Below are 21311 nucleotides of genomic sequence, written 5' to 3' on the forward strand. Positions count from 1 at the left end.
TGAAGCGTACACATCTGGCGAAAAAGATTTTTCTGCTCTTATTAGTAAACTTAAAGAAGCTAAAATTGATGTTATTTATTTAGGTGGATATCATAATGATGCGGGCCTTATTGTACGTCAATCACGTGAACAAGGACTTCAAGCCAATTTAGTTGGGGGTGATGCCCTAAATTCTGGAGAATTTTGGACAATTAGCGGACCTGCTGGTGAAAATACACGTTTTAGTGATGCATCATCTGCTGTTAATCTCCCTGCAGCTAAAGAGGTTGTTGAAAAATTCCGTAGCCAACAATATGAACCAGAAGGGTACACTTTATCAAGCTATGCCGCAGTTCAAGCATGGGCAGCGGCTGTTACAGCTCTTAATGATACAGATGACCATAAGGTTGCAGATTATTTTCGTAGCCATTCAATTGAAACAGTTATGGGTAATCTTTCTTGGGATGAAAAAGGTGATATTAAAAACCCAAGTTATGCATGGTATATTTGGTCAAATGGTAAATTTAGCCAAGAAACCAAATAACATTACGTAATATATTTTTTTGCAAAGGCCGCTTTTTCAAAAAGTGGCCTTTGTAATTTTTACTTTTTATCCGTAAAAAACTTTGCAATCTTTGATGAAGATTGGTAGATTATTCTTATTCTATAACATTAGGATCCTTTGAGGATAAAAATGAATAATAAAAATAATTATTTTATTATCCTGGGTTCAGATCATGCTGGCTATGATTTAAAGGAAATATTAAAATCTTATTTAATAAGCATGAATTATGAAGTTCAAGATATAGGTGTTCATAATAAAGATTCGGTAGATTATCCTGATATTGCTGAATCTGTTGTACAATTAATTAATCATAATCCTAAAAATTTAGGGATTTTAATTTGTGGTAGTGGGATAGGTATGTCTATTGCAGCTAATCGTCATAATTTTATAAGAGCAGCACTTTGTTTTGATCCTTTGTCTGCACAATTATCTAAATTCCATAATAATGCTAATGTTTTATGTTTAGGCTCAAGAATAATAGGTGAAAGTTTAGCTAAAGCTTGTGTTGACTCGTTCTTAAATACAGAATTTGAAGGGGGAGATAGACATATAAGACGTCTTAAAAAATTAGAAAAGCATAATAATTAAGATAAAATTATATTTAATGAAGAAATATTGATATTTGATATAGGACAAATAATAGTGAATTTTTCAACACCTCCTTATAAAACAATTTTTAATACACCATTAGAAAAATGTGATCCTGAGATTGATCAAGCTATCAAGAAAGAGCTTGATAGACAGCAAAACCAATTGGAATTAATTGCGTCAGAAAATATTGTATCTTTGGCCGTTTTAGAAGCCCAAGGTTCTGTGTTAACCAATAAATATGCAGAAGGCTATATTGGTAAACGCTATTATGGGGGATGTGAATTTATTGATCAGGTAGAAATGTTGGCTATTGAAAGAGCAAAAAAAATATTTAATTGTTCTTTTGCTAATGTCCAACCCCATTCTGGAGCACAAGCTAACCAGACAGTTATGCTTGCTTTACTACAACCAGGAGATTGCATTATGGGAATGGCTTTATCTGCTGGTGGACATTTAACCCATGGGGCGGCACCAAATTTATCTGGAAAATGGTTCAAAGCTATTTCATATGGTGTGACGCAGCAAGACAACATAATTGATTATGAAGAAATTGAAAAACTTGCAATGGAATATAAACCCAAATTAATTATTGCAGGTGGGTCTGCTTATCCTAGAATTATTGATTTTAAACGTTTTAAAGATATTGCTCATAAAGTAGGTGCATATTTAATGGTGGATATGGCCCATTTTGCTGGATTGGTAGCTGGTGGTGTCTACCCTAATCCATTACCCTATGCTGATATCGTGACAACAACGACCCATAAAACACTACGTGGTCCACGAGGTGGCATGGTTTTAACAAATAACGAAGAACTGGCAAAAAAAATTAATTCTGCCCTTTTTCCTGGATTACAAGGTGGTCCGCTTATGCATGTTATTGCAGCAAAAGCGGTTGCTTTTTATGAAGTTTTACAGCCTTCTTTTAAAGAATATGCAAAATCTGTGGTTAATAATGCGCAAATTTTAGCTAGTAATCTTAAGAAAAATGGTTTTGATATGGTTTCTGGGGGTACAGATAGTCATTTGATTTTGGTTGATTTAAGATCAAAAAAAATTACCGGCAAACAAGCGGAACATGCTTTAGAGCAAGCAAATATAACGTGTAATAAAAATGCTATTCCATTTGATCCTGAAAAACCAACAATTATATCTGGTATTAGATTAGGTACACCAGTTTTAACAACTAGGGGTTTTGGTCCAGAAGAATTTAAAATAACAGCTGATTTTATATCAGAAATAGTAGATAGTTTAAATGAGAGTAGTGAAATACAAATGGAAAAAAGAAAACAAATTAGATTACATGTTCAAGATTTATGTAAAAAATTTCCTATCTATCAAACTATTTAACTGTAAATTAATGTTATTTTTTCATAAAATCATAGAATCATAAGCTAATAAAACACGTGGGGGAAAAGTGCGCTGTCCATTTTGCGGTAATGACGATACACAAGTAAAAGATTCTCGTCCAACTGATGATAATGTGGCGATTAGACGTCGTCGTCAGTGTCCAGGTTGTGGGGCGCGTTTCACAACATTTGAAAGAGTACAACTTCGTGAATTGACGGTTGTAAAGGGGAATGGAGATAGAGAAAATTTTGACAGAGACAAAATATTACGTTCTATGCAAATAGCTTTGCGTAAAAGACCAATTGATGCAGACCGTCTAGAGCGTGTTGTCAGTAGTATTGTAAGAAGATTGGAAAGCGCTGGTGAACCCGAAGTACCAAGTAAATCTATTGGAAGTTTAGTAATGGATGCCTTATATAATTTGGATCAAGTAGCTTATGTTCGTTTTGCTTCTGTGTACAGAAATTTTAGAGAAACGAAAGATTTTGAAGATTTTATTGGCAAGTTAGTTGTAGACCAAGAGTAATTGGTTTTATATATTTTTATCGTTGGTTTAAATTTTTGATACAAACCTTTTTAGATAATTCATATATGAATATGGCTTTGTCCCTAGCTGAACGAAGGTTAGGAAGGACATGGCCCAATCCATCTGTTGCTTGTGTTTTAATTAAAAAAAATATTAAAAATAATTATTATGTTATAGGCCGGGGATGGACACAATTAGGTGGCAGACCACATGCAGAAATTGAAGCATTAAAAAATGCTCATACTTCAGTTAAAAATGCTACAGCCTATGTTACACTTGAGCCTTGTGCCCATGTTGGTGAAACCCCTTCTTGTGCAGATGCATTAATTGACGCAGGGATTCGTCGTGTTGTTATTGCCATGTCTGATCCTGATCCACGTACAAACGGCCAAGGTATCCATAAACTAAAAGCAGCTGGTTTGGAAGTTGTTGAAAATATAGGTTATGAAAAAGCTTTAGAAATTAATGCAGGTTTTGTTAATAGATTTTTATATCATCGTCCTTTGGTAACGCTAAAAATTGCGTCTACTCTTGATGCAAAAATAGCAAATCAAGATGGGCAAAGCCAATGGATTACAAATGAAAAAGCACGTCATTATGGTCATCTTTTACGTTCCCAAAATGATGGAATTTTAATAGGTGCTAAAACAGTACTGCGTGATAATCCATATTTGACTTGCAGATTACCAGGTCTTTTGAAATTTTCACCAGTACGATTTGTTCTTGATCCAAAGCTTAATATTTCTTTAGAATCTCATATTGTTCAAGAGGCACAGAAATATCCAACCTATTTTTTTACTTTACCAAATGTTGATGAAAAGAAAAAACAAGATTTAATTTTACTAGGGGTAAAAATTATTGAAGGTATAGAAGAATCTGCCACTCAGAATTTATGTCTTAAAGACGTATTAGAAAAAATTATGAAAATAGGTATTACAAGAATTTTAGTGGAAGGTGGTAATAAATTAAATACTAATTTAGTTAAGCAAAATTTGGTTGATAGAATTGTTTGGTTTCGGGCGCATTCTATTATGGGATCTGATGGATTATCTGCACTTGGATCTTTACCAAATGTGAAGCTTGATCAATTACCAAAATTGGTATTTCAATCAAAACTATTGATTGAAGATTGTAGTATTGAATTTTATAAAAGTAATTAAATATAATAAAGGAATAATATTTGTTTACTGGTATAATAACAGATCTAGGACATATTCAGTCTATACAAAGACGAGATATTATGTATTTAGAGATTAGAACAAATTATGATATAAAAACTATAGCTATGGGTGCTTCGATAGCGTGTCATGGTGTTTGTCTTACTGTTATTAAAAAAGACCATAATTGGTTTGCAGTTGAAGCTTCAAATGAAACCCAATCTTGTACGACCGTAGGGGATTGGTATATAAATATGCCTGTTAATTTAGAACGACCACTTAAACTTGGGGATGAATTAGGTGGTCATTTAGTTTTAGGGCATGTAGATGGTATAGGTGTTGTCCAAGATATAAAAGAAGATGGTGGTAATATAAGACTTGCAATTAATATATTAAAAGATGGCTTATTAAAATTTATTGCGCCAAAAGGTTCGATTGTTGTTGATGGAATTTCTCTTACAATTAATCAAGTAAAAAATAATATTTTTGACGTCAACATAATTCCTGCAACACAAAAGGCAACAAATCTACAATTTATAAAAGTTGGGCAAAAAGTAAATTTAGAGATAGATTTAATAGCAAGATATCTTGCAAATCTTATTAAAAAGGAATGATTATGACTTTTAGTGAGATAATTTCTGAAACAGAAGAAATTATTAATGAAGCCAAAAATGGTAAAATGTTTATTTTGGTGGATGATGAAGAACGCGAAAATGAAGGTGATTTGGTTCTTCCAGCTCAAATGGTAACACCACAAGCAATCAATTTTATGGCTAAGAATGGCCGTGGTTTAATATGTCTTGCTCTTACTAAAGAGCGGGTTGATTATTTAAAAATTCCTTTAATGTCTACTCAAAATGGAACAAGACATCAAACAGCTTTTACCGTTTCCATTGAAGCAAGAGAAGGTGTAACTACGGGAATTTCAGCTGCAGATCGCACACATACTATTCAAGTAGCTATTGATCCGATGAAAGGTGCCCATGATATAACAAGCCCGGGCCATATTTTTCCACTTGTTGCTCGTGAGGGAGGTGTATTAGTCAGAACAGGTCATACAGAAGCTGCTGTTGATATTGCAAGATTAGCTGGTCTTAATCCTTCAGGTGTAATTTGTGAAATTATGAATGATGATGGAAGTATGGCGCGCCGTAATGACCTTATTCAATTTGCAGAGCTTCATGGATTAAAAATTGGTACAATTGCAGATTTAATTGCCTATAGAAGACGTTATGATCGAATTATAGAACGATCGTTAGAAACAACAATTCATACGCGCTATGGTGATGAATTTAAGATGTTTGTTTATGTTAATCGTGTCGCTTATGCTGAACATATTGCTTTGATTAAAGGGGATATTACAACATCCGATCCCGTTTTGGTTCGTATGCATGCTTTGAATATACTTGATGATGTGTTAGGAGATAAATTTAATAATAAAGATCACGAATTACAGAATGCGATGCAATTGCTTGCCAAAGAAAAAAGGGGTGTTCTTGTTTTAATTAGGGAGCCATTACCAACAAGTTTAAGTGATCATGTACGTTCGAGGATTGAAAAAAATACAAAATTGCCTAATGAATTAAGAGATTATGGAATAGGTGCCCAAATATTATTAGATTTGGGTATTAAAAATATGATTTTATTATCAAATAATGATCGTACATTAATTGGATTAGAAGGGTATGGATTAAAAATTGTTGAACGTCGTGCAATAATTATTTAACGAATTACCTATATTATAGTTATATTAGGAGGAATTTAATGGTTAATTTAAATGACGTTAAACCGCATATTATGATTGTACAGGCAAAATTTTATCCTGATATTGCTGATGAATTATTGTTGGGTGCGACAACTTTTTTAACACAAACTAAATCAACTTGGAAAATTTATGATGTGCCGGGTGTTTTTGAAATAGCAGCAGCTATGAGTATGGCCATTAAAAGTAATCGACGTTTTGATGGTTTTTTAGCATTAGGTTGTGTTATAAGGGGGGAGACTACCCATTATGATCAAATTGTGACAGAAAGTGCTCGTGCCTTACAAAATCTTGCTGTACAACATGGAATTGCTTTGGGATATGGAATTCTTACCGTGGAAAATTCTGAGCAAGCATGGGCAAGGGCAAAAACTACAGAAAAAAACAAAGGACGTGAAGCAGCCCAAGCTTGTGTTATGATGGCGGGACTTAGAAAAAAATTAGGGTTTTTATAATAATATTAATTTGATGATTGAAAAAATAGATTTTGACAAAAAAAAAATTATAGGCCGACGGAGCGCACGTTTGGCCATAGTACAAGCTTTATATCAAATGAACTTTACAGGTAAAAATGCTGCTTATGTTATTAATGAATTTAAAAACTACCGTTTTGTTAAATCTGATCAAGAAGATTTTTATAGCCAAATAGATTTTGATTTTTTTTCTTTTATTTTAAAGGGTAATGAAATATCAAAAAAAGAAATAGATAGCCATATCGCAAATATTTTGGATAAAGATTGGAATTTAAAGAGAATTAATCAAATATCTTATGCAATTTTGCGGGCAGGGGCGTTTGAATTTTTGGAATGCCCCGATATTCCTACTAAGGTTATTATTTCAGAATATGTAGATATAGCTCATGATTTTTTTGATGATAAAGAAATAGGATTTGTAAATGGTGTTTTAGATAATCTAGCACAGATGCTTCGATCCAAGGATACGTCAAAAAAGAAAATTCATTGATTTATGAAAAAGCTTAATGAATTTGAAATAATAAATAAATATTTTGCACCGCTTACTTATAAAGAACAGGGTGCTTATAATTTGAAAGACGATGTTGCTGTTTTACCTATTTTTGAAAAAGGTAACTGGGTTATTACAACCGATTCTCTGGTAGCAGATGTTCATTTTTTTCAAAATGATCCAGCTGATTTAATTGCACGTAAAATGTTAAGGGTTAATCTTTCTGATTTAGCATCAAAAGGTGCACAGCCTTTATATTATTTAATGACATTAGCTTTACCTCATTCAATTCAAGAATCTTGGATAGCTGATTTTGCGGAAGGGCTTGCCCAGGATCAAGAACAATATAATGTTTCTTTAATTGGGGGTGACACGGTAGCAACGCATGGTCCAATTACACTTTCTGTAACAGCGTTGGGTTTGCACAATGGTTATATGATACCAAGAAGAGATAAGGCCAAAATTGATGATTTGATTGTGGTTTCAGGTACAGTTGGAGATTCAGCTTTAGGATTAATGATTTTGAAAAAGAAACTAATTTATTCGTTAGATAAACAAGATAAAGATTATTTAGTTAATAAATATAAATTACCGCAACCTCAGATTGAGCTAGGTTTAATAATGTCTGCCGATAATTTATGTTCATCTTGTTTAGATATTTCGGATGGTTTTATTGCTGATCTGAATCATTTATGTCAACAATCAAATGTTGGCGCTGTTATTTATGAAAAATTATTACCTGTAAGTCAGGCTGCACAGTTTGTCTTAAAGGAAAATCCATCCTTATTGATGACTATGTTAAGTGGTGGAGATGATTATGAGCTTTTATTTACAATTTCAAAAGAAAAATATGATTTATTTTTAAAACAAATAAAGAACAAAAATATATCTTTAACGATTGTAGGTAAGATTACAAATGATAGAACTATTTCAATTATAGATCAAAATGGAAAAATGCTACCTTATCACAAAATGGGATATCAGCATTTCTAAAAATTTAAAATCTGAATAAAACAAAAAAATATCATTTTTCTATTACGAACACTTGACGAAACCATCTAAGGCTTTTATTATCCCCAGAACTTGGAGAGAGTCGGCTGTAGATTTGAAATCTAAACGCGGTTCTTATAATGATGCATGATAATATAATTTAGCGTCTATTGCTGTTTCTATGTTATGATGTTTTAGTAAGACCGCTCGAAGGATACTTCGTAGCGGTTATTTAATATTAGAATAAGGAAATAAAGTTTAAGAATGCCAACGATTAATCAATTAATCCGTAAACCGCGTGAAGCCCAAAAAGCACGTAATAAAGTTCCAGCTTTACAAGCTTGTCCGCAAAAACGTGGTGTTTGTACGCGTGTTTATACGACAACTCCAAAAAAACCTAATTCTGCTTTACGTAAAGTCGCACGTATACGACTAACAAATGGGCTGGAGGTTACAAGTTATATTCCTGGTGAAGGTCATAATCTTCAAGAACACTCTGTTGTTATGATAAGAGGTGGGCGTGTTAAAGACTTACCAGGTATTCGTTATCATATTATTCGTGGAACACTTGATACGCAAGGTGTGAAAGACCGACGTCAAAGACGTTCTAAATATGGCGCGAAAAGGCCTAAATAAGGAAAGGAATTATAATGTCACGCCGTAGAGCCGCACAGAAGAGAGAAGTTTTACCCGATGCCAAATTTGGCGATTTTGTGGTTGCAAAATTTATTAATGTTTTAATGTATGATGGTAAAAGATCTACTGCAGAAACTATTACGTATTCTGCTTTTGATCAAATTCAAAAGAAATCGAGCCAAGATCCTTTACAGACTTTTCATGATGCATTAAGTAATGTTTCCCCTAATTTAGAAGTAAGATCTAGACGTGTAGGCGGTGCAACTTATCAAGTACCTGTGGAAGTTAGACATGATCGTGCGCAAGCTTTGGCAATTCGTTGGATTATTTCCGGGGCACGCGGTCGTTCTGAAACAACAATGGTTGATAGGGTTGCTGGTGAAATTCTTGATGCTGCAAATAATAGAGGATCTGCTGTTAAAAAGCGTGAAGATACACACAAAATGGCTGAAGCAAATAAAGCGTTTTCACATTATCGTTGGTGATTTTTTAAAGAGTTAATAATATTATGTCACGTACTACACCACTTGATCGTTATCGTAATATTGGGATTATGGCCCATATTGATGCAGGTAAAACTACGACTACAGAACGTATTCTTTATTATACAGGTCGTTCCTATAAAATAGGTGAAGTCCATGAAGGTACCGCCACCATGGATTGGATGGAACAAGAGCAGGAACGCGGTATTACTATTACATCTGCAGCAACAACATGTTTTTGGCGTGATCATCGTATTAATATTATTGATACACCTGGTCACGTCGACTTTACTATTGAAGTAGAGAGATCATTACGTGTTCTTGACGGTGCTGTTACTGTTTTTGACAGTGTTGCTGGCGTTGAGCCCCAATCAGAAACTGTTTGGCGTCAGGCTGATAAATATCATGTTCCACGTATTTGTTTTGTAAATAAAATGGATCGTATTGGTGCAAATTTTTATCGCTGCGTTGATATGATTGTTGATCGTTTGGGTGCAAAACCTCTGGTTTGTTTGTTACCAATAGGATCAGAAAGCGAATTTGTTGGTGTTGTTGATCTTGTTCAAATGAAAGGAATTATTTGGAAAGATGAATCTTTGGGGGCAGAATTTGTTATAGGTGATATTCCCCAAGATATGAAATCCAAAGCCCAAGAATATCATGATAAACTTGTTGAAATGGCTGTTGAAGTAGATGATGCAGCTATGGAAGCGTATTTAAATGGTACACATCCTGATGTGGAAACCTTAAAAAAGCTGATTAGAAAAGGTACTATTTCAAGTACTTTTGTACCAGTTCTCTGTGGTAGTGCTTTCAAAAATAAGGGTGTCCAACCTATGTTGGATGCTGTTATTGATTATCTTCCTTCTCCTTTGGATATTCCTGCTACTAAAGGGACATCACCTGATAATAATGAACAAGAATTAACACGTAAATGTTCAGATGATGAACCATTTAGTGGTTTAGCCTTTAAAATTATGACTGACCCTTTTGTTGGTTCTTTGACTTTCGTTAGGGTTTATTCCGGGGTGCTTCAATCAGGAACCCAAGTCGTTAATACGATTAAAGATAATAAAGAGCGTGTTGGTCGTATGTTACAAATGCATGCTAATCACCGAGAAGATATTAAAGAGGCGCGCGCTGGTGATATTGTTGCATTGGCGGGTTTGAAAAATACAACTACGGGTGATACGCTTTGTGATCCAGCCAACCCAATTATTTTAGAAAGAATGGAATTCCCAGAACCTGTTATTGAGGTTGCTGTTGAACCCAAGAGCAAAGCTGATCAGGAAAAAATGGGTATGGCTCTTAATAGATTGGCCCAAGAAGATCCGTCATTCCGTGTCAGTACAGATATAGAAAGCGGTCAGACGATTATTAAAGGTATGGGTGAACTTCATCTGGAAATTATCGTTGATCGTATGAAGCGTGAATTTAAAGTTGAAGCGAATGTAGGTGCACCCCAAGTTGCGTATCGTGAAACAATTACAAAATCGATTGAGCATGAATATACCCATAAAAAACAATCAGGTGGTGCAGGTCAATTTGCAAAAGTCAAAATCAGATTTGAACCATCAGAACCCGGTGCTGGTTTTAACTTTGAAAGTGCTATTATTGGTGGGGCTGTCCCCAAAGAATATGTTCCAGGTGTAGAAAAAGGATTGAAAGCTGCCAAAGAAACTGGGGTTATTGCTGGGTTCCCAGTTATTGATTTGAAAACGACTTTGATTGATGGGGCTTATCATGATGTTGATTCTAATGTATTGACATTTGATATTGCAGCGCGTGCTTGTTTTAGAGAGGCTATTGCAAAAGCGGGTCCTAAATTACTTGAACCTATGATGCGTGTTGAAGTAGTGACACCTGAAGATTATATGGGTGATGTTATCGGTGATTTGAATAGCAGACGGGGGCAAATCAGCGGCATGGATAGTCGTGGAAATGCAAGGGTTATAACGGCAATGGTCCCATTGGCAAGTATGTTTGGTTATGTTAATACATTAAGATCAATGAGCCAAGGAAGAGCCCAATATACGATGCATTTTGATCATTATGAACAGGTGCCTCAAGCGGTGGCGGATGAAGTAAAAGCCAAAATGGCATAATTTTTAAACAAAAACTTTATATTTATGGAGTGATTAGGAAATGTCTAAAGCTAAATTTGAACGTGTAAAACCACATTGTAACGTTGGTACAATTGGTCACGTTGATCATGGAAAAACAACGTTAACAGCTGCAATTACCAAAGTATTAAGTGAAGCAGGTGGCGCACAATTTATGGCTTATGATCAAATTGATAAAGCTCCTGAAGAAAAAGCTCGTGGTATTACAATTTCTACAGCCCACGTTGAATATGAAACAGCAAATCGTCACTATGCACACGTTGACTGTCCAGGTCACGCTGACTATGTAAAAAATATGATCACAGGTGCGGCGCAAATGGATGGTGCCATATTGGTTGTTTCTGCAGCAGATGGTCCTATGCCCCAAACACGTGAACATATTCTTTTAGCAAGACAAGTTGGGGTGCCAGCTCTTGTTGTTTTCTTGAATAAGGTTGATATGGTTGATGATCCAGAACTTTTAGATCTTGTTGAATTAGAAGTGAGAGAATTATTATCATCTTATAATTTTCCAGGCGATAAAATTCCTATTGTTCGTGGTTCTGCTCTTTGTGCGTTAGAGGGACGTGAACCCCAATTAGGTAAAGATGCTATTATGTCATTAATGAAATCAGTTGATGAATATATTCCTCAACCTGATCGTCCAAAAGATCGTCCATTTTTGATGCCAATTGAAGACGTATTTTCAATTTCTGGTCGTGGTACTGTTGTAACAGGACGTGTAGAAAGAGGTATTGTAAAGGTTGGTGAAGAAATTGAAATTATTGGATTGCGTCCAACACAAAAAACAACTGTTACTGGTGTTGAAATGTTCCGTAAATTGTTAGATAGTGGTGAAGCTGGTGATAATATTGGTGCATTGTTACGCGGTACAAAACGTGAGGAAGTTGAACGTGGACAAGTTTTAGCAAAACCAGGTTCAATTACACCACATACAAAATTCAAAGCAGAAGCTTACATTCTCACTAAAGAGGAAGGTGGCCGTCATACCCCATTTTTTGCTAATTATCGTCCACAGTTTTATTTTAGAACAACAGATGTGACTGGTGTTGTAAATCTACCTGCCGGAACAGAAATGGTTATGCCAGGCGATAATATTGCCATGGAAATTCAATTAATTGCGCCAATTGCTATGGATGAAGGATTACGTTTTGCTATTCGTGAAGGTGGTCGTACAGTAGGTGCAGGAGTTGTTGCTTCTATTATCGAATAATTGGAAGTGTATTTTTAAGATTAAGGTAAAGGTATAGTTAATGGAAAATCAAAATATTCGTATAAGGTTGAAAGCTTTTGATCACAGATTGCTTGATCAATCAACAAACGAAATTGTTCATACAGCAAAGCGTACAGGTGCACGTATTTGTGGGCCTATACCTTTACCTAATCGTGTAGAAAAATTTACGGTTTTACGCTCACCCCATGTTGATAAAAAAAGTCGTGAGCAATTTGAAATTAGAACACACAAAAGGCTTCTTGATATTATTGACCCAACGCCACAAACAGTAGATGCATTAATGAAATTAGATCTTGCTGCTGGCGTTGATGTTGAAATTAAATTAAAGAATTAGTGAAGTAAAAAGGAAAAAATAAATGCGTTCTGGATTGATTGCAAGAAAGTTAGGTATGACACGCATTTTAGATGCAGAAGGATTACAAGTGCCTGTTACTGTTCTTGTGCTTGAACAATGTCAAGTTGTCAATGTGCTTGCTAAAGAAAAAAATGGGTATGATGCCATACAATTAGGTGTTGGAAAAAGCAAAGTAAAAAACGTTTCCAAAGCCATGCGTGGACATTTTGCCAAGGCTAAAGTTGAACCTAAAAGAAAACTATTAGAATTTAGAATTGATCCTAAACATGTTATACCAGTTGGAGCAGAATTAACTGCTGGGCATTTTGTTGTTGGCCAATATGTTGATGTATCTGGATATACGATTGGTAAGGGTTTTGCTGGTGCTATGAAAAGACATAATTTTGGTGGGTTACGTGCATCACACGGTGTGTCGGTATCTCATCGTAGTCATGGATCAACAGGTAATAGACAAGACCCTGGTAAAACTTTCGCTGGAAAAAAGATGGCAGGTCATCTTGGTGATGAAAAAGTTACTATTCAAAATTTATATGTTGCTGCAACGGATAGTGAGCGTGGAATTATTATGTTAAAGGGTGCGGTCCCTGGGGCTAAAGGATCGTATGTTATTGTTAAAGATGCTGTTAAGCGTCCTTTGCCAAAGGAAGTACCTTTGCCTGCAGCATTAAAAGATAGTTCTGTAACAAACAATGCAGCTTGATAAGGTGTAATGATGAAGTGTCCGGTTATTTCTCTTGATAATAAATCAGTTGGTGAAATTGAACTTTCTGATGAAATTTTTATGGTACCAGTTCGTAAAGACATTTTGGCTAGAATGGTTAATTGGCAATTAGCGAAAAGACGTGCGGGTACACATAAAGCCAAGCAAATTGGTGATATCAGTGGTACAACAAAAAAACCATATAATCAAAAGGGTACGGGTCGTGCGCGTCAAGGCAGTTTGCGCTCCCCTCAATTTCGTGGTGGGGCCGTAATTTTTGGACCTGTTGTTCGTAGTCATGCCCATGATTTACCTAAGAAAGTTCGACGTTTGGCACTTAAAACCGCACTTTCAGCAAAAAAAGCAGAAGGTAAATTAATTGTGCTTGATGATGCTAAAATGACAACTAACAAAACCAAGGATTTTTTACAAAAAATTAAGAAACTTGGATGGGATTCTGCCTTAATGATAGGTGGTGCAGAATTAGATAATAATTTACGTTTTGCTGCGTCAAATGTCCCAAATTTTGATTTATTACCTCAACAAGGTATTAATGTGTATGATATTTTACGCAGAAATTTTTTGGTTTTAACACGTGACGCAATTCAGCATTTGGAAGCTAATTTAAAATGAAAAAATCTACGAAAGAAAAAGAAGTTAAAACAACTTCAACTCCATCTGAGCTCAGTGAAATTTCTATGTATGATTTAATTCGCCACCCTGTTGTGACAGAGAAAGTTACATTGTGCTCCCAATACAATCAAATTGTTTTTCGTGTACCTTTGGATGCCAACAAAACTCAAATTAAACAAGCTGTTGAAAAAATATTTAGTGTTAAAGTTAAAGCTGTGAACACATTACGCCAACAAGGAAAACGTAAAATGTTTCGGGGTAGACCAGGGGTCAGACCAAGTTATAAAAAAGCTATGATTACCTTGGTCGAAGGCCATTCAATTGATATAGCAACGGGAGTATAATTTATGGCGCTTAAAACATATAAACCCATTACTCCAAGTTTACGTCAATTAGCAATTGTTGACCGATCAGATTTGTATAAAGGTCGCCCATTAAAATCTTTAACTGTAGGGTTGAAAAAAACCGGTGGGCGTAACAATCACGGCCATATTACAACACGTCATATTGGGGGTGGGCATAAACGTCGTTATAGATTGATTGATTTTAAAAGACAAAAAAATGATGTTTTTGCTACTGTTGAACGTATTGAATATGATCCTAATCGTACAGCTTTCATTGCACTTATCCGTTATGAAGATGGTGAATATAGCTATATCTTGGCACCTCAAAGATTAAATGTTGGTGATAAAGTTGTATCTGGTGAAAAAGCTGATATTAAACCAGGCAATGCTATGCTCTTAAAAAATATCCCTGTGGGTACTGTGGTTCATAATGTTGAATTAAAACCAAGATCTGGTGGTCAATTAGCACGTGCAGCAGGTTCTTATGTACAAATTGTTGGTAGAGATGGGGAGCATATTATTTTAAGAATTAGCTCAGGCGAAATTCGTAAAGTTAGTTCGGAATGTTTTGCGTCAATTGGTGCTGTATCAAATCCAGATCAACAAAATATAAATATTGGCAAAGCAGGACGTAAACGCTGGCTTGGTGTAAGACCAACAGTACGTGGTGTTGCTATGAATCCGATTGATCATCCACATGGTGGTGGTGAAGGTCGTACATCTGGTGGTAGACATCCAGTTACCCCATGGGGTAAGGGAACTAAAGGTAATAAAACCAGACATAATAAAAGAACTGATAACATGATCATGCGTAGGCGTGTTCGTAAATAAATAAAGAGATATTAGGTTTTAAGGAGTAATTTAATTCATGGTACGTTCAGTTTGGAAAGGTCCTTTTGTTGATGGATACTTATTAAAAAAAGCAGAAATTAGTCGTGCTTCGGGACGTAATGAAATTATTAAAACATGGTCAAGAAGATCAACTATTCTTCCTCAGTTTGTGGGATTAACTTTTGGTGTTCACAATGGCCATAAATTTTTACCAGTTTTGGTGACAGAAAATATGATTGGTCACAAATTTGGTGAATTTGCACCAACCAGGACTTTTCATGGTCATGCTGGTGATAAAAAAGTAAAAAGGGCATAAGAAATTATGAGTAAAGAATCTTCATCCAAAAATAAAAAAGCGGATAAGCAAGTTAAAGCGGTTGCCAAAAATTTACGAGTTGCACCTCGCAAATTAAATCTAGTTGCTCAAGCTATTCGTGGGTTGGCAGCACAAGCAGCTTTGGCCCAATTGACTTTTTCACGCCGTCGTATTGCTAAAGATGTTAAAAAAGTTGTCCAGTCGGCAATTGCTAATGCAGAGAACAATCACCAATTGGATGTCGATCGTCTTTATATTGAAGAAGCATCGGTTGGACGTGGTTTAGTTATGAAAAGAATGCATGCCAGGGCTAAAGGACGCGGTGTTCGGGTTGAAAAATTTTTAAGTCACTTAACCGTTGTTGTAAGTGAAAGAGAAGGAAGAGCATAATGGGACAAAAAATTAATCCAATTGGTCTTAGAGTTGGTGTCAATCGTACTTGGGATTCCCGCTGGTTTGCAGATAAAGATTATGCAAAATTATTACATGATGATTTTCTTCTTAAAGATTATTTGAATAAAAAATTACAACAAGGATCAATTAGTAAAGTTGTTATTGAACGTCCTGCTAAAAAAGCGAGAGTTACAATTTATACATCAAAGCCTGGAGTAATTATTGGTAAAAAAGGAAGCGATATAGAAAAATTACGCTCTGATTTAGCTAAAATTACAAAAACAGAAGTAAGTTTAAATATTGTTGAAATACGCAAACCAGAAATTGATGCAAAATTAATTGCTGAAGGTGTCGCCCAACAATTGGAACGCCGTGTGGCGTTTCGTCGTGCCATGAAAAGAGCGGTGCAATCTGCGATGCGTTTGGGCGCCCAAGGTATTAGAATTAATTGCAGTGGCAGATTAGGTGGGGCAGAAATTGCCCGTATGGAATGGTATCGTGAAGGACGCGTACCACTTCATACCTTAAGAGCTGATATTGATTTTGGTGAAGGTATTGCCAAAACAACTTATGGAATTTGTGGTGTAAAGGTTTGGGTTTATAAAGGTGAAATTATGGATCATGATCCTATGGCCCAAGATAAACGTTTGCATGATCATGTTATGGCACGTCAATAATTAATTAGGAATGTTAAGGTTATATTATGCTTTCTCCAAAACGTACAAAATATCGTAAAGCGCATAAAGGGCGTATACATGGTAAAGCCAAAGGTGGTACAGCACTTAATTTTGGTGCATATGGCTTAAAAGCTACAGACCCAGGTAGAATTACGGCACGCCAAATTGAAGCGGCACGAAGAGCTATCACAAGGCATTTAAAACGATTGGGGCGTATTTGGATACGTATTTTTCCAGATGTACCTGTGTCAACAAAGCCTGCAGAAGTAAGAATGGGAAGTGGTAAGGGTAACCCAGAATTCTGGGTAGCTAGAGTGCACCCAGGAAGAATTATGTTTGAAATTGATGGGGTGTCTATGGATATTGCCAAACAAGCTTTTCAGCTTGCTTCAGCAAAATTACCTATAGGGACTAAATTTGTTTCTCGTCTTGGTGAGGGAGGGTAAATTTATGAAATTAAAAGATTTGAAAGTGAAAACACCAGATCAATTAAAAACTGAACTGTTATCTTTTAAAAAGGAAGCTTTTAATCTTCGTTTTCAAAAAACGAGTGGGCAACTCGAAAATACAGCACGTGTCAAACACGTACGCCGTAATATTGCACGTATTTATACTTTATTAAAACAAAATCCGAATTAATCGCAGGGAAGTTTTAAAATGCCAAAACGAATTCTTCAAGGAATAGTGGTAAGTAATAAAATGAACAAGACAATTGTCGTTAAAGTTGAGCGTCGCGTAAGACACCCAGTTTATGGCAAATTTATTAGTCGTTCAAAAAAATATTCTGCACATGATGAAAACAACAATCATCAAATAGGTGATAATGTGACCATTCGTGAATGTAGACCATTATCAAAAACAAAACATTGGGAAGTTATTGCTGATGTTAATATTTCAGCAGGGGCGCCAAAATCATGATTCAAATGCAAACAAATTTAGATGTGGCTGATAATTCTGGCGCACGTCGTGTTCAATGCATAAAAGTTTTGGGTGGATCGAAACGTAAATATGCTTCTATTGGTGATATTATTGTTGTTTCCGTTAAAGAAGCAATTCCTCGTGGCCGTGTTAAAAAAGGGGATGTTCATCAAGCGGTTATTGTAAGAACCTCAAAGGATATTCGCCGGCCAGATGGAAGTGTTATTCGTTTTGATAAAAATGCTGCAGTATTAATTAACAAACAAGGTGAACCAATTGGTACACGGATTTTTGGCCCTGTTACACGTGAATTACGTGCGAAGAAATTTATGAAAGTTATTTCTTTGGCACCAGAAGTTTTATAAAAATTAGAGGCAAACATGTTAGCTAAGACTAAAATAAAAAAAGGTGACCAAGTTATTCTTTTAAGCGGTAAAGATAAAGGCCGTAAGGGAGAAGTATTAAAAGTATTGCGTGAAGAAAGCCGTGTAATTGTTCAAGGTATTAATATGGTGAAACGTCATACAAAACAATCTGCCCGCTCTACAGGTGGAATTCTTGAAAAAGAATCTTCGGTGCATATATCGAATGTTGCTCATATTGATCCAAGTAGCAATAAACCAACACGTGTAGGATACAAAACTCTTTCAGATGGTCGCAAAGTAAGATTTGCTAAAAAATCTGGTGAAACAATAGATCGTTAATAGGTTAAATATTATGACACGTTTATATGAACATTATCATGAAGTTATTCATCCAAGTTTGATGAAAGAATTTAATTATAATAATAAATTTGAAGTCCCATATTTGGAAAAAATTATTATTAATATGGGTGTGGGTAAAGCCACCCAAGATGCAAAACATCTAACGGCGGCATTTAATGATTTAATTGCCATTGCAGGACAAAAACCTGTGATGACAAAATCACGTAAATCTATCGCAACTTATAAATTACGTGTTGGTATGGATATTGGATGTAAGGTTACCTTAAGACGGACACGTATGTATGAATTTTTGGATCGATTGGTTACCATTGCTTTGCCACGTGTACGTGATTTTCGGGGTGTTTCTAGTAAAAGTTTTGATGGACGCGGTAATTATGCGCTTGGATTAAAAGAACAAATTGTTTTTCCAGAAATTAATTATGATAAAATTGATCAGGTTAGAGGTATGGATATTGTTATTGTAACAAGTGCAAAAACAGATAAAGAGGCCAAAGCTCTTTTACGTGGCTTTGATATGCCTTTTATGAATTAAATTTTGAAAGTGTGATCATCATGTTAAGTAATTTATATTTTAGAGGTATTTAATGGCAAAAAAAAGTTCAATTGAGCGTAATAAAAAGCGTGAGAAGTTGGCGGCTAAATATTCTATGCGTAGAAAAAAACTTAAAACTTTAGCAGCAGATCCTAATTGTTCAATGGAAGAACGTTTTTCAGCGCAACTTAAATTGGCTGAATTGCCAAGAAATTCTTCTAAAGTACGTATCCGTTTAAGATGCGCACTTACTGGAAGATCTCGTAGTGTTTATCGCAAATTTAAATTATCTCGTATCATGCTTCGTGAATTGGCCTCAAGAGGACAAATCCCTGGTATGGTTAAATCAAGTTGGTAAAGGAGGCATTTGTCTAATGTCGATGACAGATCCATTGGGTGATATGCTCACTCGTATTCGTAACGGTCAAAAAGCTAAACAGCAAATGGTTTTAAGCCCCGTTTCTAGATTGAGAGCACGTGTACTTGAAGTATTAAAACGTGAAGGTTATATTCGTGACTTTGCGGAAATTAATGAAGAAGGCCATAGAAATAATTTTCGGATTGAATTAAAATATCATGAAGGAAAGCCCGTTATTCAAGAAATTACCCGTATTTCAAAACCTGGTAGAAGAATTTATACTAAAATCAATGAATTGCAAAAATTCTATAATGGTCTTGGTATATCTATTCTATCGACACCCCAAGGTGTAATGTCTGATAATGAAGCTCGCGCTGCTAATGTTGGTGGTGAAGTTCTTTGTCGTGTATTTTAATTATTTTGTAAAAGGGCATAATAATGTCTCGTGTTGGTAAAAATCCTGTATCTATACCCAGTGGTGTAACTGTTAAAGTTGCCAATGATAGTATAACAGCCAAAGGTAAATTAGGTGAGATAACATTCAATATCGATGATTTGGTTAACGTATCTGTTGAAGATAATAATATTTTTGTAAAGCCAACAGCCGAAACAAAAGAATCCAGGATTATGTGGGGTACATCAAGAAATTTGATACGTAATATGGTTACAGGTGTTTCTGTTGGATATAACAAAGTATTAGAAATTGAAGGCGTTGGATATCGTGCTGCTGTACAAGGAAAAAATTTACAATTGCAGTTGGGGTTTAGCCATGATGTGATTTACCCAATTCCTGAAAATATTACAATTAAATGTGAAAAACCTACAACGATTGTTATATCAGGTTCTAGCAAACAAAAAGTAGGTCAAGTTGCAGCTGAAATTCGTTCTTTCCGCCCACCTGAACCTTATAAAGGTAAGGGTATACGTTATAGTAGTGAATTTATCCGCCGCAAAGAAGGCAAGAAAAAATAAGGTATAGAAAAATGTCTCATATACAACATTCCAGAATACGTCGTAAACTACGTGTACGTACCCAGATACGTAATAAATCTGCAGGTCGTCTTCGGTTAACGGTTTTTAGATCTAATAAACATATTTATGTTCAAATTGTTGATGATGTTAAAGGTGTAACCATGGTTTCTGCATCAACAATAGAAGCAGAGACAAAGAAAAACATTAAAAAAACTTCGTCTGTAGATGCTGCAAAAACTGTTGGCAATTTAATTGCTAAAAAAGCGGTAAGTGCTGGGATTAAAGAAGTTGTTTTTGATCGTGGAAGTTATTTATATCATGGGCGTATTAAAGCATTGGCAGATGCAGCTCGTGAAGGTGGCCTTTCTTTTTAATTAGAGTAAATTTATTACTAAAGGATTTTATTATGGCACGTGGAGAAAAAGCAGAAAAAACCGAACGCAAGGGACGAGAAGAAAGTGAGTTTGTTGAAAAACTCGTGAGTATAAATCGTGTCGCGAAAGTTGTAAAAGGTGGTAGACGATTTGGTTTTGCAGCTTTAGTTGTTGTAGGTGATGGCAAGGGACGCGTAGGTCATGGATCTGGTAAAGCCAAAGAGGTCCCGGAAGCAATTAGAAAAGCAACTGATCAAGCAAAAAAAGCAATGGTACGTGTGCCATTACGCGAAGGAAGAACCATACATCATGACACAATCGGTATATATGGCGCAGGGCAAGTGGTTTTACGGACAGCAAAATCTGGTACAGGTATTATTGCAGGTGGTCCTTTGCGTGCGGTATTCGAAGCTTTGGGTGTTCAAGATGTTGTAGCAAAATCTATAGGTTCATCAAATCCACATAATATGACAAGAGCAGCTTTTGTGGCGTTGTTAGCAAGTAATTCTCCTCGCCATGTGGCTAATAGACGTGGTAAAAAAGTAGCAGAAATTCTTGGTAAAAACCGTTCTTTAGAAGCGAAAGCAGTGAATAATTAGGAGAAAGTAAATGGCTAAAGGACAAAAAAACCAAGCACAATTTATAAAAATTACGCAAATTGGAAGCCCTATAGGTAGGCAAACCTATCAAAGGGATACATTAAAAGGTTTAAAACTAAATAAACTTCATCGTGTAAGTATTTTAGCTGATACCCCAGCTATTCGTGGTATGATTAACAAAGTTCAACATTTAGTAAAAACAGAACAAGTCGATACTAAATAATTATAT

At 35.4% G+C, this 21311-nt stretch carries 34 protein-coding genes; all 34 read left to right on the forward strand.

Annotation, left to right across the window (positions count from 1 at the left end):
- Positions 1 to 523, forward strand: a 523-nt coding sequence (locus K1X44_03470; GenBank protein ID MBX7146351.1) for a branched-chain amino acid ABC transporter substrate-binding protein, incomplete at its 5' end; no start/stop codon positions are given.
- Positions 524 to 673: 150 nt separating this feature from the next.
- The gene (rpiB, locus tag K1X44_03475) at positions 674 to 1132 is read left to right on the forward strand and encodes a ribose 5-phosphate isomerase B (protein MBX7146352.1); all 459 of its coding nucleotides are present in this window, start codon (positions 674 to 676) and stop codon (positions 1130 to 1132) included.
- 84 nt (positions 1133 to 1216) lie between these two features.
- Entirely contained in the window at positions 1217 to 2482 is a 1266-nt protein-coding gene (locus tag K1X44_03480) for a serine hydroxymethyltransferase (protein ID MBX7146353.1), read from the forward strand.
- A gap of 67 nt (positions 2483 to 2549) precedes the next feature.
- The gene (nrdR, locus tag K1X44_03485; GenBank protein ID MBX7146354.1) at positions 2550 to 3008 is read left to right on the forward strand and encodes a transcriptional regulator NrdR; all 459 of its coding nucleotides are present in this window, start codon (positions 2550 to 2552) and stop codon (positions 3006 to 3008) included.
- A 35-nt stretch (positions 3009 to 3043) separates the two neighbouring features.
- Complete coding sequence (gene ribD / locus K1X44_03490; protein MBX7146355.1) at positions 3044 to 4168, forward strand: bifunctional diaminohydroxyphosphoribosylaminopyrimidine deaminase/5-amino-6-(5-phosphoribosylamino)uracil reductase RibD; 1125 nt, start codon at positions 3044 to 3046, stop codon at positions 4166 to 4168.
- A gap of 20 nt (positions 4169 to 4188) precedes the next feature.
- Positions 4189 to 4779 (forward strand): riboflavin synthase, encoded by a 591-nt coding sequence (locus K1X44_03495; protein ID MBX7146356.1) that lies wholly within the window; start codon positions 4189 to 4191, stop codon positions 4777 to 4779.
- A complete protein-coding gene (gene ribB, locus K1X44_03500; protein MBX7146357.1) occupies positions 4776 to 5891 on the forward strand; it encodes a 3,4-dihydroxy-2-butanone-4-phosphate synthase in 1116 nt (371 codons plus the stop codon). The genes K1X44_03495 and ribB overlap by 4 nt, the downstream gene beginning before the upstream one ends.
- 38 nt (positions 5892 to 5929) lie before the next feature.
- Positions 5930 to 6382, forward strand: coding sequence for a 6,7-dimethyl-8-ribityllumazine synthase (gene ribH, locus K1X44_03505; protein MBX7146358.1), 453 nt, complete (start codon positions 5930 to 5932; stop codon positions 6380 to 6382).
- Positions 6383 to 6395: 13 nt separating this feature from the next.
- Positions 6396 to 6890 carry a transcription antitermination factor NusB gene (nusB, locus tag K1X44_03510; GenBank protein MBX7146359.1) on the forward strand — a complete coding sequence of 165 codons (495 nt, stop codon included), beginning with the start codon at positions 6396 to 6398 and terminating at the stop codon, positions 6888 to 6890.
- A 3-nt stretch (positions 6891 to 6893) separates the two neighbouring features.
- On the forward strand, positions 6894 to 7883 hold the full coding sequence (gene thiL, locus K1X44_03515) for a thiamine-phosphate kinase (protein MBX7146360.1): 990 nt from the start codon (positions 6894 to 6896) through the stop codon (positions 7881 to 7883).
- A 261-nt stretch (positions 7884 to 8144) separates the two neighbouring features.
- Positions 8145 to 8516 (forward strand): 30S ribosomal protein S12, encoded by a 372-nt coding sequence (rpsL, locus tag K1X44_03520; protein ID MBX7146361.1) that lies wholly within the window; start codon positions 8145 to 8147, stop codon positions 8514 to 8516.
- Between the two features lie 14 nt (positions 8517 to 8530).
- Positions 8531 to 9001 carry a 30S ribosomal protein S7 gene (gene rpsG / locus K1X44_03525; protein ID MBX7146362.1) on the forward strand — a complete coding sequence of 157 codons (471 nt, stop codon included), beginning with the start codon at positions 8531 to 8533 and terminating at the stop codon, positions 8999 to 9001.
- Positions 9002 to 9024: 23 nt separating this feature from the next.
- The gene (gene fusA / locus K1X44_03530) at positions 9025 to 11103 is read left to right on the forward strand and encodes an elongation factor G (protein MBX7146363.1); all 2079 of its coding nucleotides are present in this window, start codon (positions 9025 to 9027) and stop codon (positions 11101 to 11103) included.
- A gap of 40 nt (positions 11104 to 11143) precedes the next feature.
- Entirely contained in the window at positions 11144 to 12334 is a 1191-nt protein-coding gene (tuf, locus tag K1X44_03535) for an elongation factor Tu (GenBank protein ID MBX7146364.1), read from the forward strand.
- A gap of 40 nt (positions 12335 to 12374) precedes the next feature.
- The gene (gene rpsJ, locus K1X44_03540) at positions 12375 to 12689 is read left to right on the forward strand and encodes a 30S ribosomal protein S10 (GenBank protein ID MBX7146365.1); all 315 of its coding nucleotides are present in this window, start codon (positions 12375 to 12377) and stop codon (positions 12687 to 12689) included.
- 22 nt (positions 12690 to 12711) lie between these two features.
- The gene (gene rplC, locus K1X44_03545) at positions 12712 to 13410 is read left to right on the forward strand and encodes a 50S ribosomal protein L3 (GenBank protein MBX7146366.1); all 699 of its coding nucleotides are present in this window, start codon (positions 12712 to 12714) and stop codon (positions 13408 to 13410) included.
- Positions 13411 to 13422: 12 nt separating this feature from the next.
- The gene (gene rplD / locus K1X44_03550) at positions 13423 to 14043 is read left to right on the forward strand and encodes a 50S ribosomal protein L4 (GenBank protein ID MBX7146367.1); all 621 of its coding nucleotides are present in this window, start codon (positions 13423 to 13425) and stop codon (positions 14041 to 14043) included.
- Positions 14040 to 14387, forward strand: coding sequence for a 50S ribosomal protein L23 (locus tag K1X44_03555; protein ID MBX7146368.1), 348 nt, complete (start codon positions 14040 to 14042; stop codon positions 14385 to 14387). Before rplD ends, K1X44_03555 begins: the two co-directional genes overlap by 4 nt.
- 3 nt (positions 14388 to 14390) lie before the next feature.
- Positions 14391 to 15218, forward strand: a complete 828-nt coding sequence (rplB, locus tag K1X44_03560) for a 50S ribosomal protein L2 (GenBank protein MBX7146369.1) — start codon at positions 14391 to 14393, stop codon at positions 15216 to 15218.
- 37 nt (positions 15219 to 15255) lie between these two features.
- A complete protein-coding gene (rpsS, locus tag K1X44_03565) occupies positions 15256 to 15534 on the forward strand; it encodes a 30S ribosomal protein S19 (GenBank protein ID MBX7146370.1) in 279 nt (92 codons plus the stop codon).
- Between the two features lie 6 nt (positions 15535 to 15540).
- Positions 15541 to 15924 carry a 50S ribosomal protein L22 gene (rplV, locus tag K1X44_03570; GenBank protein ID MBX7146371.1) on the forward strand — a complete coding sequence of 128 codons (384 nt, stop codon included), beginning with the start codon at positions 15541 to 15543 and terminating at the stop codon, positions 15922 to 15924.
- The gene (gene rpsC, locus K1X44_03575; protein ID MBX7146372.1) at positions 15924 to 16604 is read left to right on the forward strand and encodes a 30S ribosomal protein S3; all 681 of its coding nucleotides are present in this window, start codon (positions 15924 to 15926) and stop codon (positions 16602 to 16604) included. The genes rplV and rpsC overlap by 1 nt, the downstream gene beginning before the upstream one ends.
- 26 nt (positions 16605 to 16630) lie before the next feature.
- Positions 16631 to 17050, forward strand: a complete 420-nt coding sequence (rplP, locus tag K1X44_03580; GenBank protein ID MBX7146373.1) for a 50S ribosomal protein L16 — start codon at positions 16631 to 16633, stop codon at positions 17048 to 17050.
- A 4-nt stretch (positions 17051 to 17054) separates the two neighbouring features.
- The gene (gene rpmC, locus K1X44_03585) at positions 17055 to 17243 is read left to right on the forward strand and encodes a 50S ribosomal protein L29 (protein ID MBX7146374.1); all 189 of its coding nucleotides are present in this window, start codon (positions 17055 to 17057) and stop codon (positions 17241 to 17243) included.
- An 18-nt stretch (positions 17244 to 17261) separates the two neighbouring features.
- Positions 17262 to 17522 carry a 30S ribosomal protein S17 gene (gene rpsQ / locus K1X44_03590; GenBank protein MBX7146375.1) on the forward strand — a complete coding sequence of 87 codons (261 nt, stop codon included), beginning with the start codon at positions 17262 to 17264 and terminating at the stop codon, positions 17520 to 17522.
- A complete protein-coding gene (gene rplN, locus K1X44_03595; GenBank protein MBX7146376.1) occupies positions 17519 to 17887 on the forward strand; it encodes a 50S ribosomal protein L14 in 369 nt (122 codons plus the stop codon). Before rpsQ ends, rplN begins: the two co-directional genes overlap by 4 nt.
- Before the next feature lie 15 nt (positions 17888 to 17902).
- Positions 17903 to 18226: a 50S ribosomal protein L24 gene (gene rplX, locus K1X44_03600; protein MBX7146377.1), complete on the forward strand. Its 324-nt coding sequence runs from the start codon at positions 17903 to 17905 to the stop codon at positions 18224 to 18226.
- 13 nt (positions 18227 to 18239) lie between these two features.
- On the forward strand, positions 18240 to 18779 hold the full coding sequence (gene rplE, locus K1X44_03605; GenBank protein ID MBX7146378.1) for a 50S ribosomal protein L5: 540 nt from the start codon (positions 18240 to 18242) through the stop codon (positions 18777 to 18779).
- Positions 18780 to 18831: 52 nt separating this feature from the next.
- Positions 18832 to 19137 (forward strand): 30S ribosomal protein S14, encoded by a 306-nt coding sequence (rpsN, locus tag K1X44_03610; protein MBX7146379.1) that lies wholly within the window; start codon positions 18832 to 18834, stop codon positions 19135 to 19137.
- 16 nt (positions 19138 to 19153) lie between these two features.
- Positions 19154 to 19552: a 30S ribosomal protein S8 gene (rpsH, locus tag K1X44_03615; protein MBX7146380.1), complete on the forward strand. Its 399-nt coding sequence runs from the start codon at positions 19154 to 19156 to the stop codon at positions 19550 to 19552.
- A gap of 23 nt (positions 19553 to 19575) precedes the next feature.
- A complete protein-coding gene (rplF, locus tag K1X44_03620; protein MBX7146381.1) occupies positions 19576 to 20109 on the forward strand; it encodes a 50S ribosomal protein L6 in 534 nt (177 codons plus the stop codon).
- Between the two features lie 11 nt (positions 20110 to 20120).
- Entirely contained in the window at positions 20121 to 20483 is a 363-nt protein-coding gene (rplR, locus tag K1X44_03625) for a 50S ribosomal protein L18 (GenBank protein ID MBX7146382.1), read from the forward strand.
- A gap of 32 nt (positions 20484 to 20515) precedes the next feature.
- Complete coding sequence (gene rpsE / locus K1X44_03630; protein MBX7146383.1) at positions 20516 to 21082, forward strand: 30S ribosomal protein S5; 567 nt, start codon at positions 20516 to 20518, stop codon at positions 21080 to 21082.
- A 10-nt stretch (positions 21083 to 21092) separates the two neighbouring features.
- On the forward strand, positions 21093 to 21305 hold the full coding sequence (gene rpmD / locus K1X44_03635; GenBank protein MBX7146384.1) for a 50S ribosomal protein L30: 213 nt from the start codon (positions 21093 to 21095) through the stop codon (positions 21303 to 21305).
- The last annotated feature ends 6 nt before the right edge of the window (positions 21306 to 21311 follow it).

The organism is Alphaproteobacteria bacterium, from assembly GCA_019695395.1.
GTDB lineage: Bacteria > Pseudomonadota > Alphaproteobacteria > JAEUKQ01 > JAIBAD01 > JAIBAD01.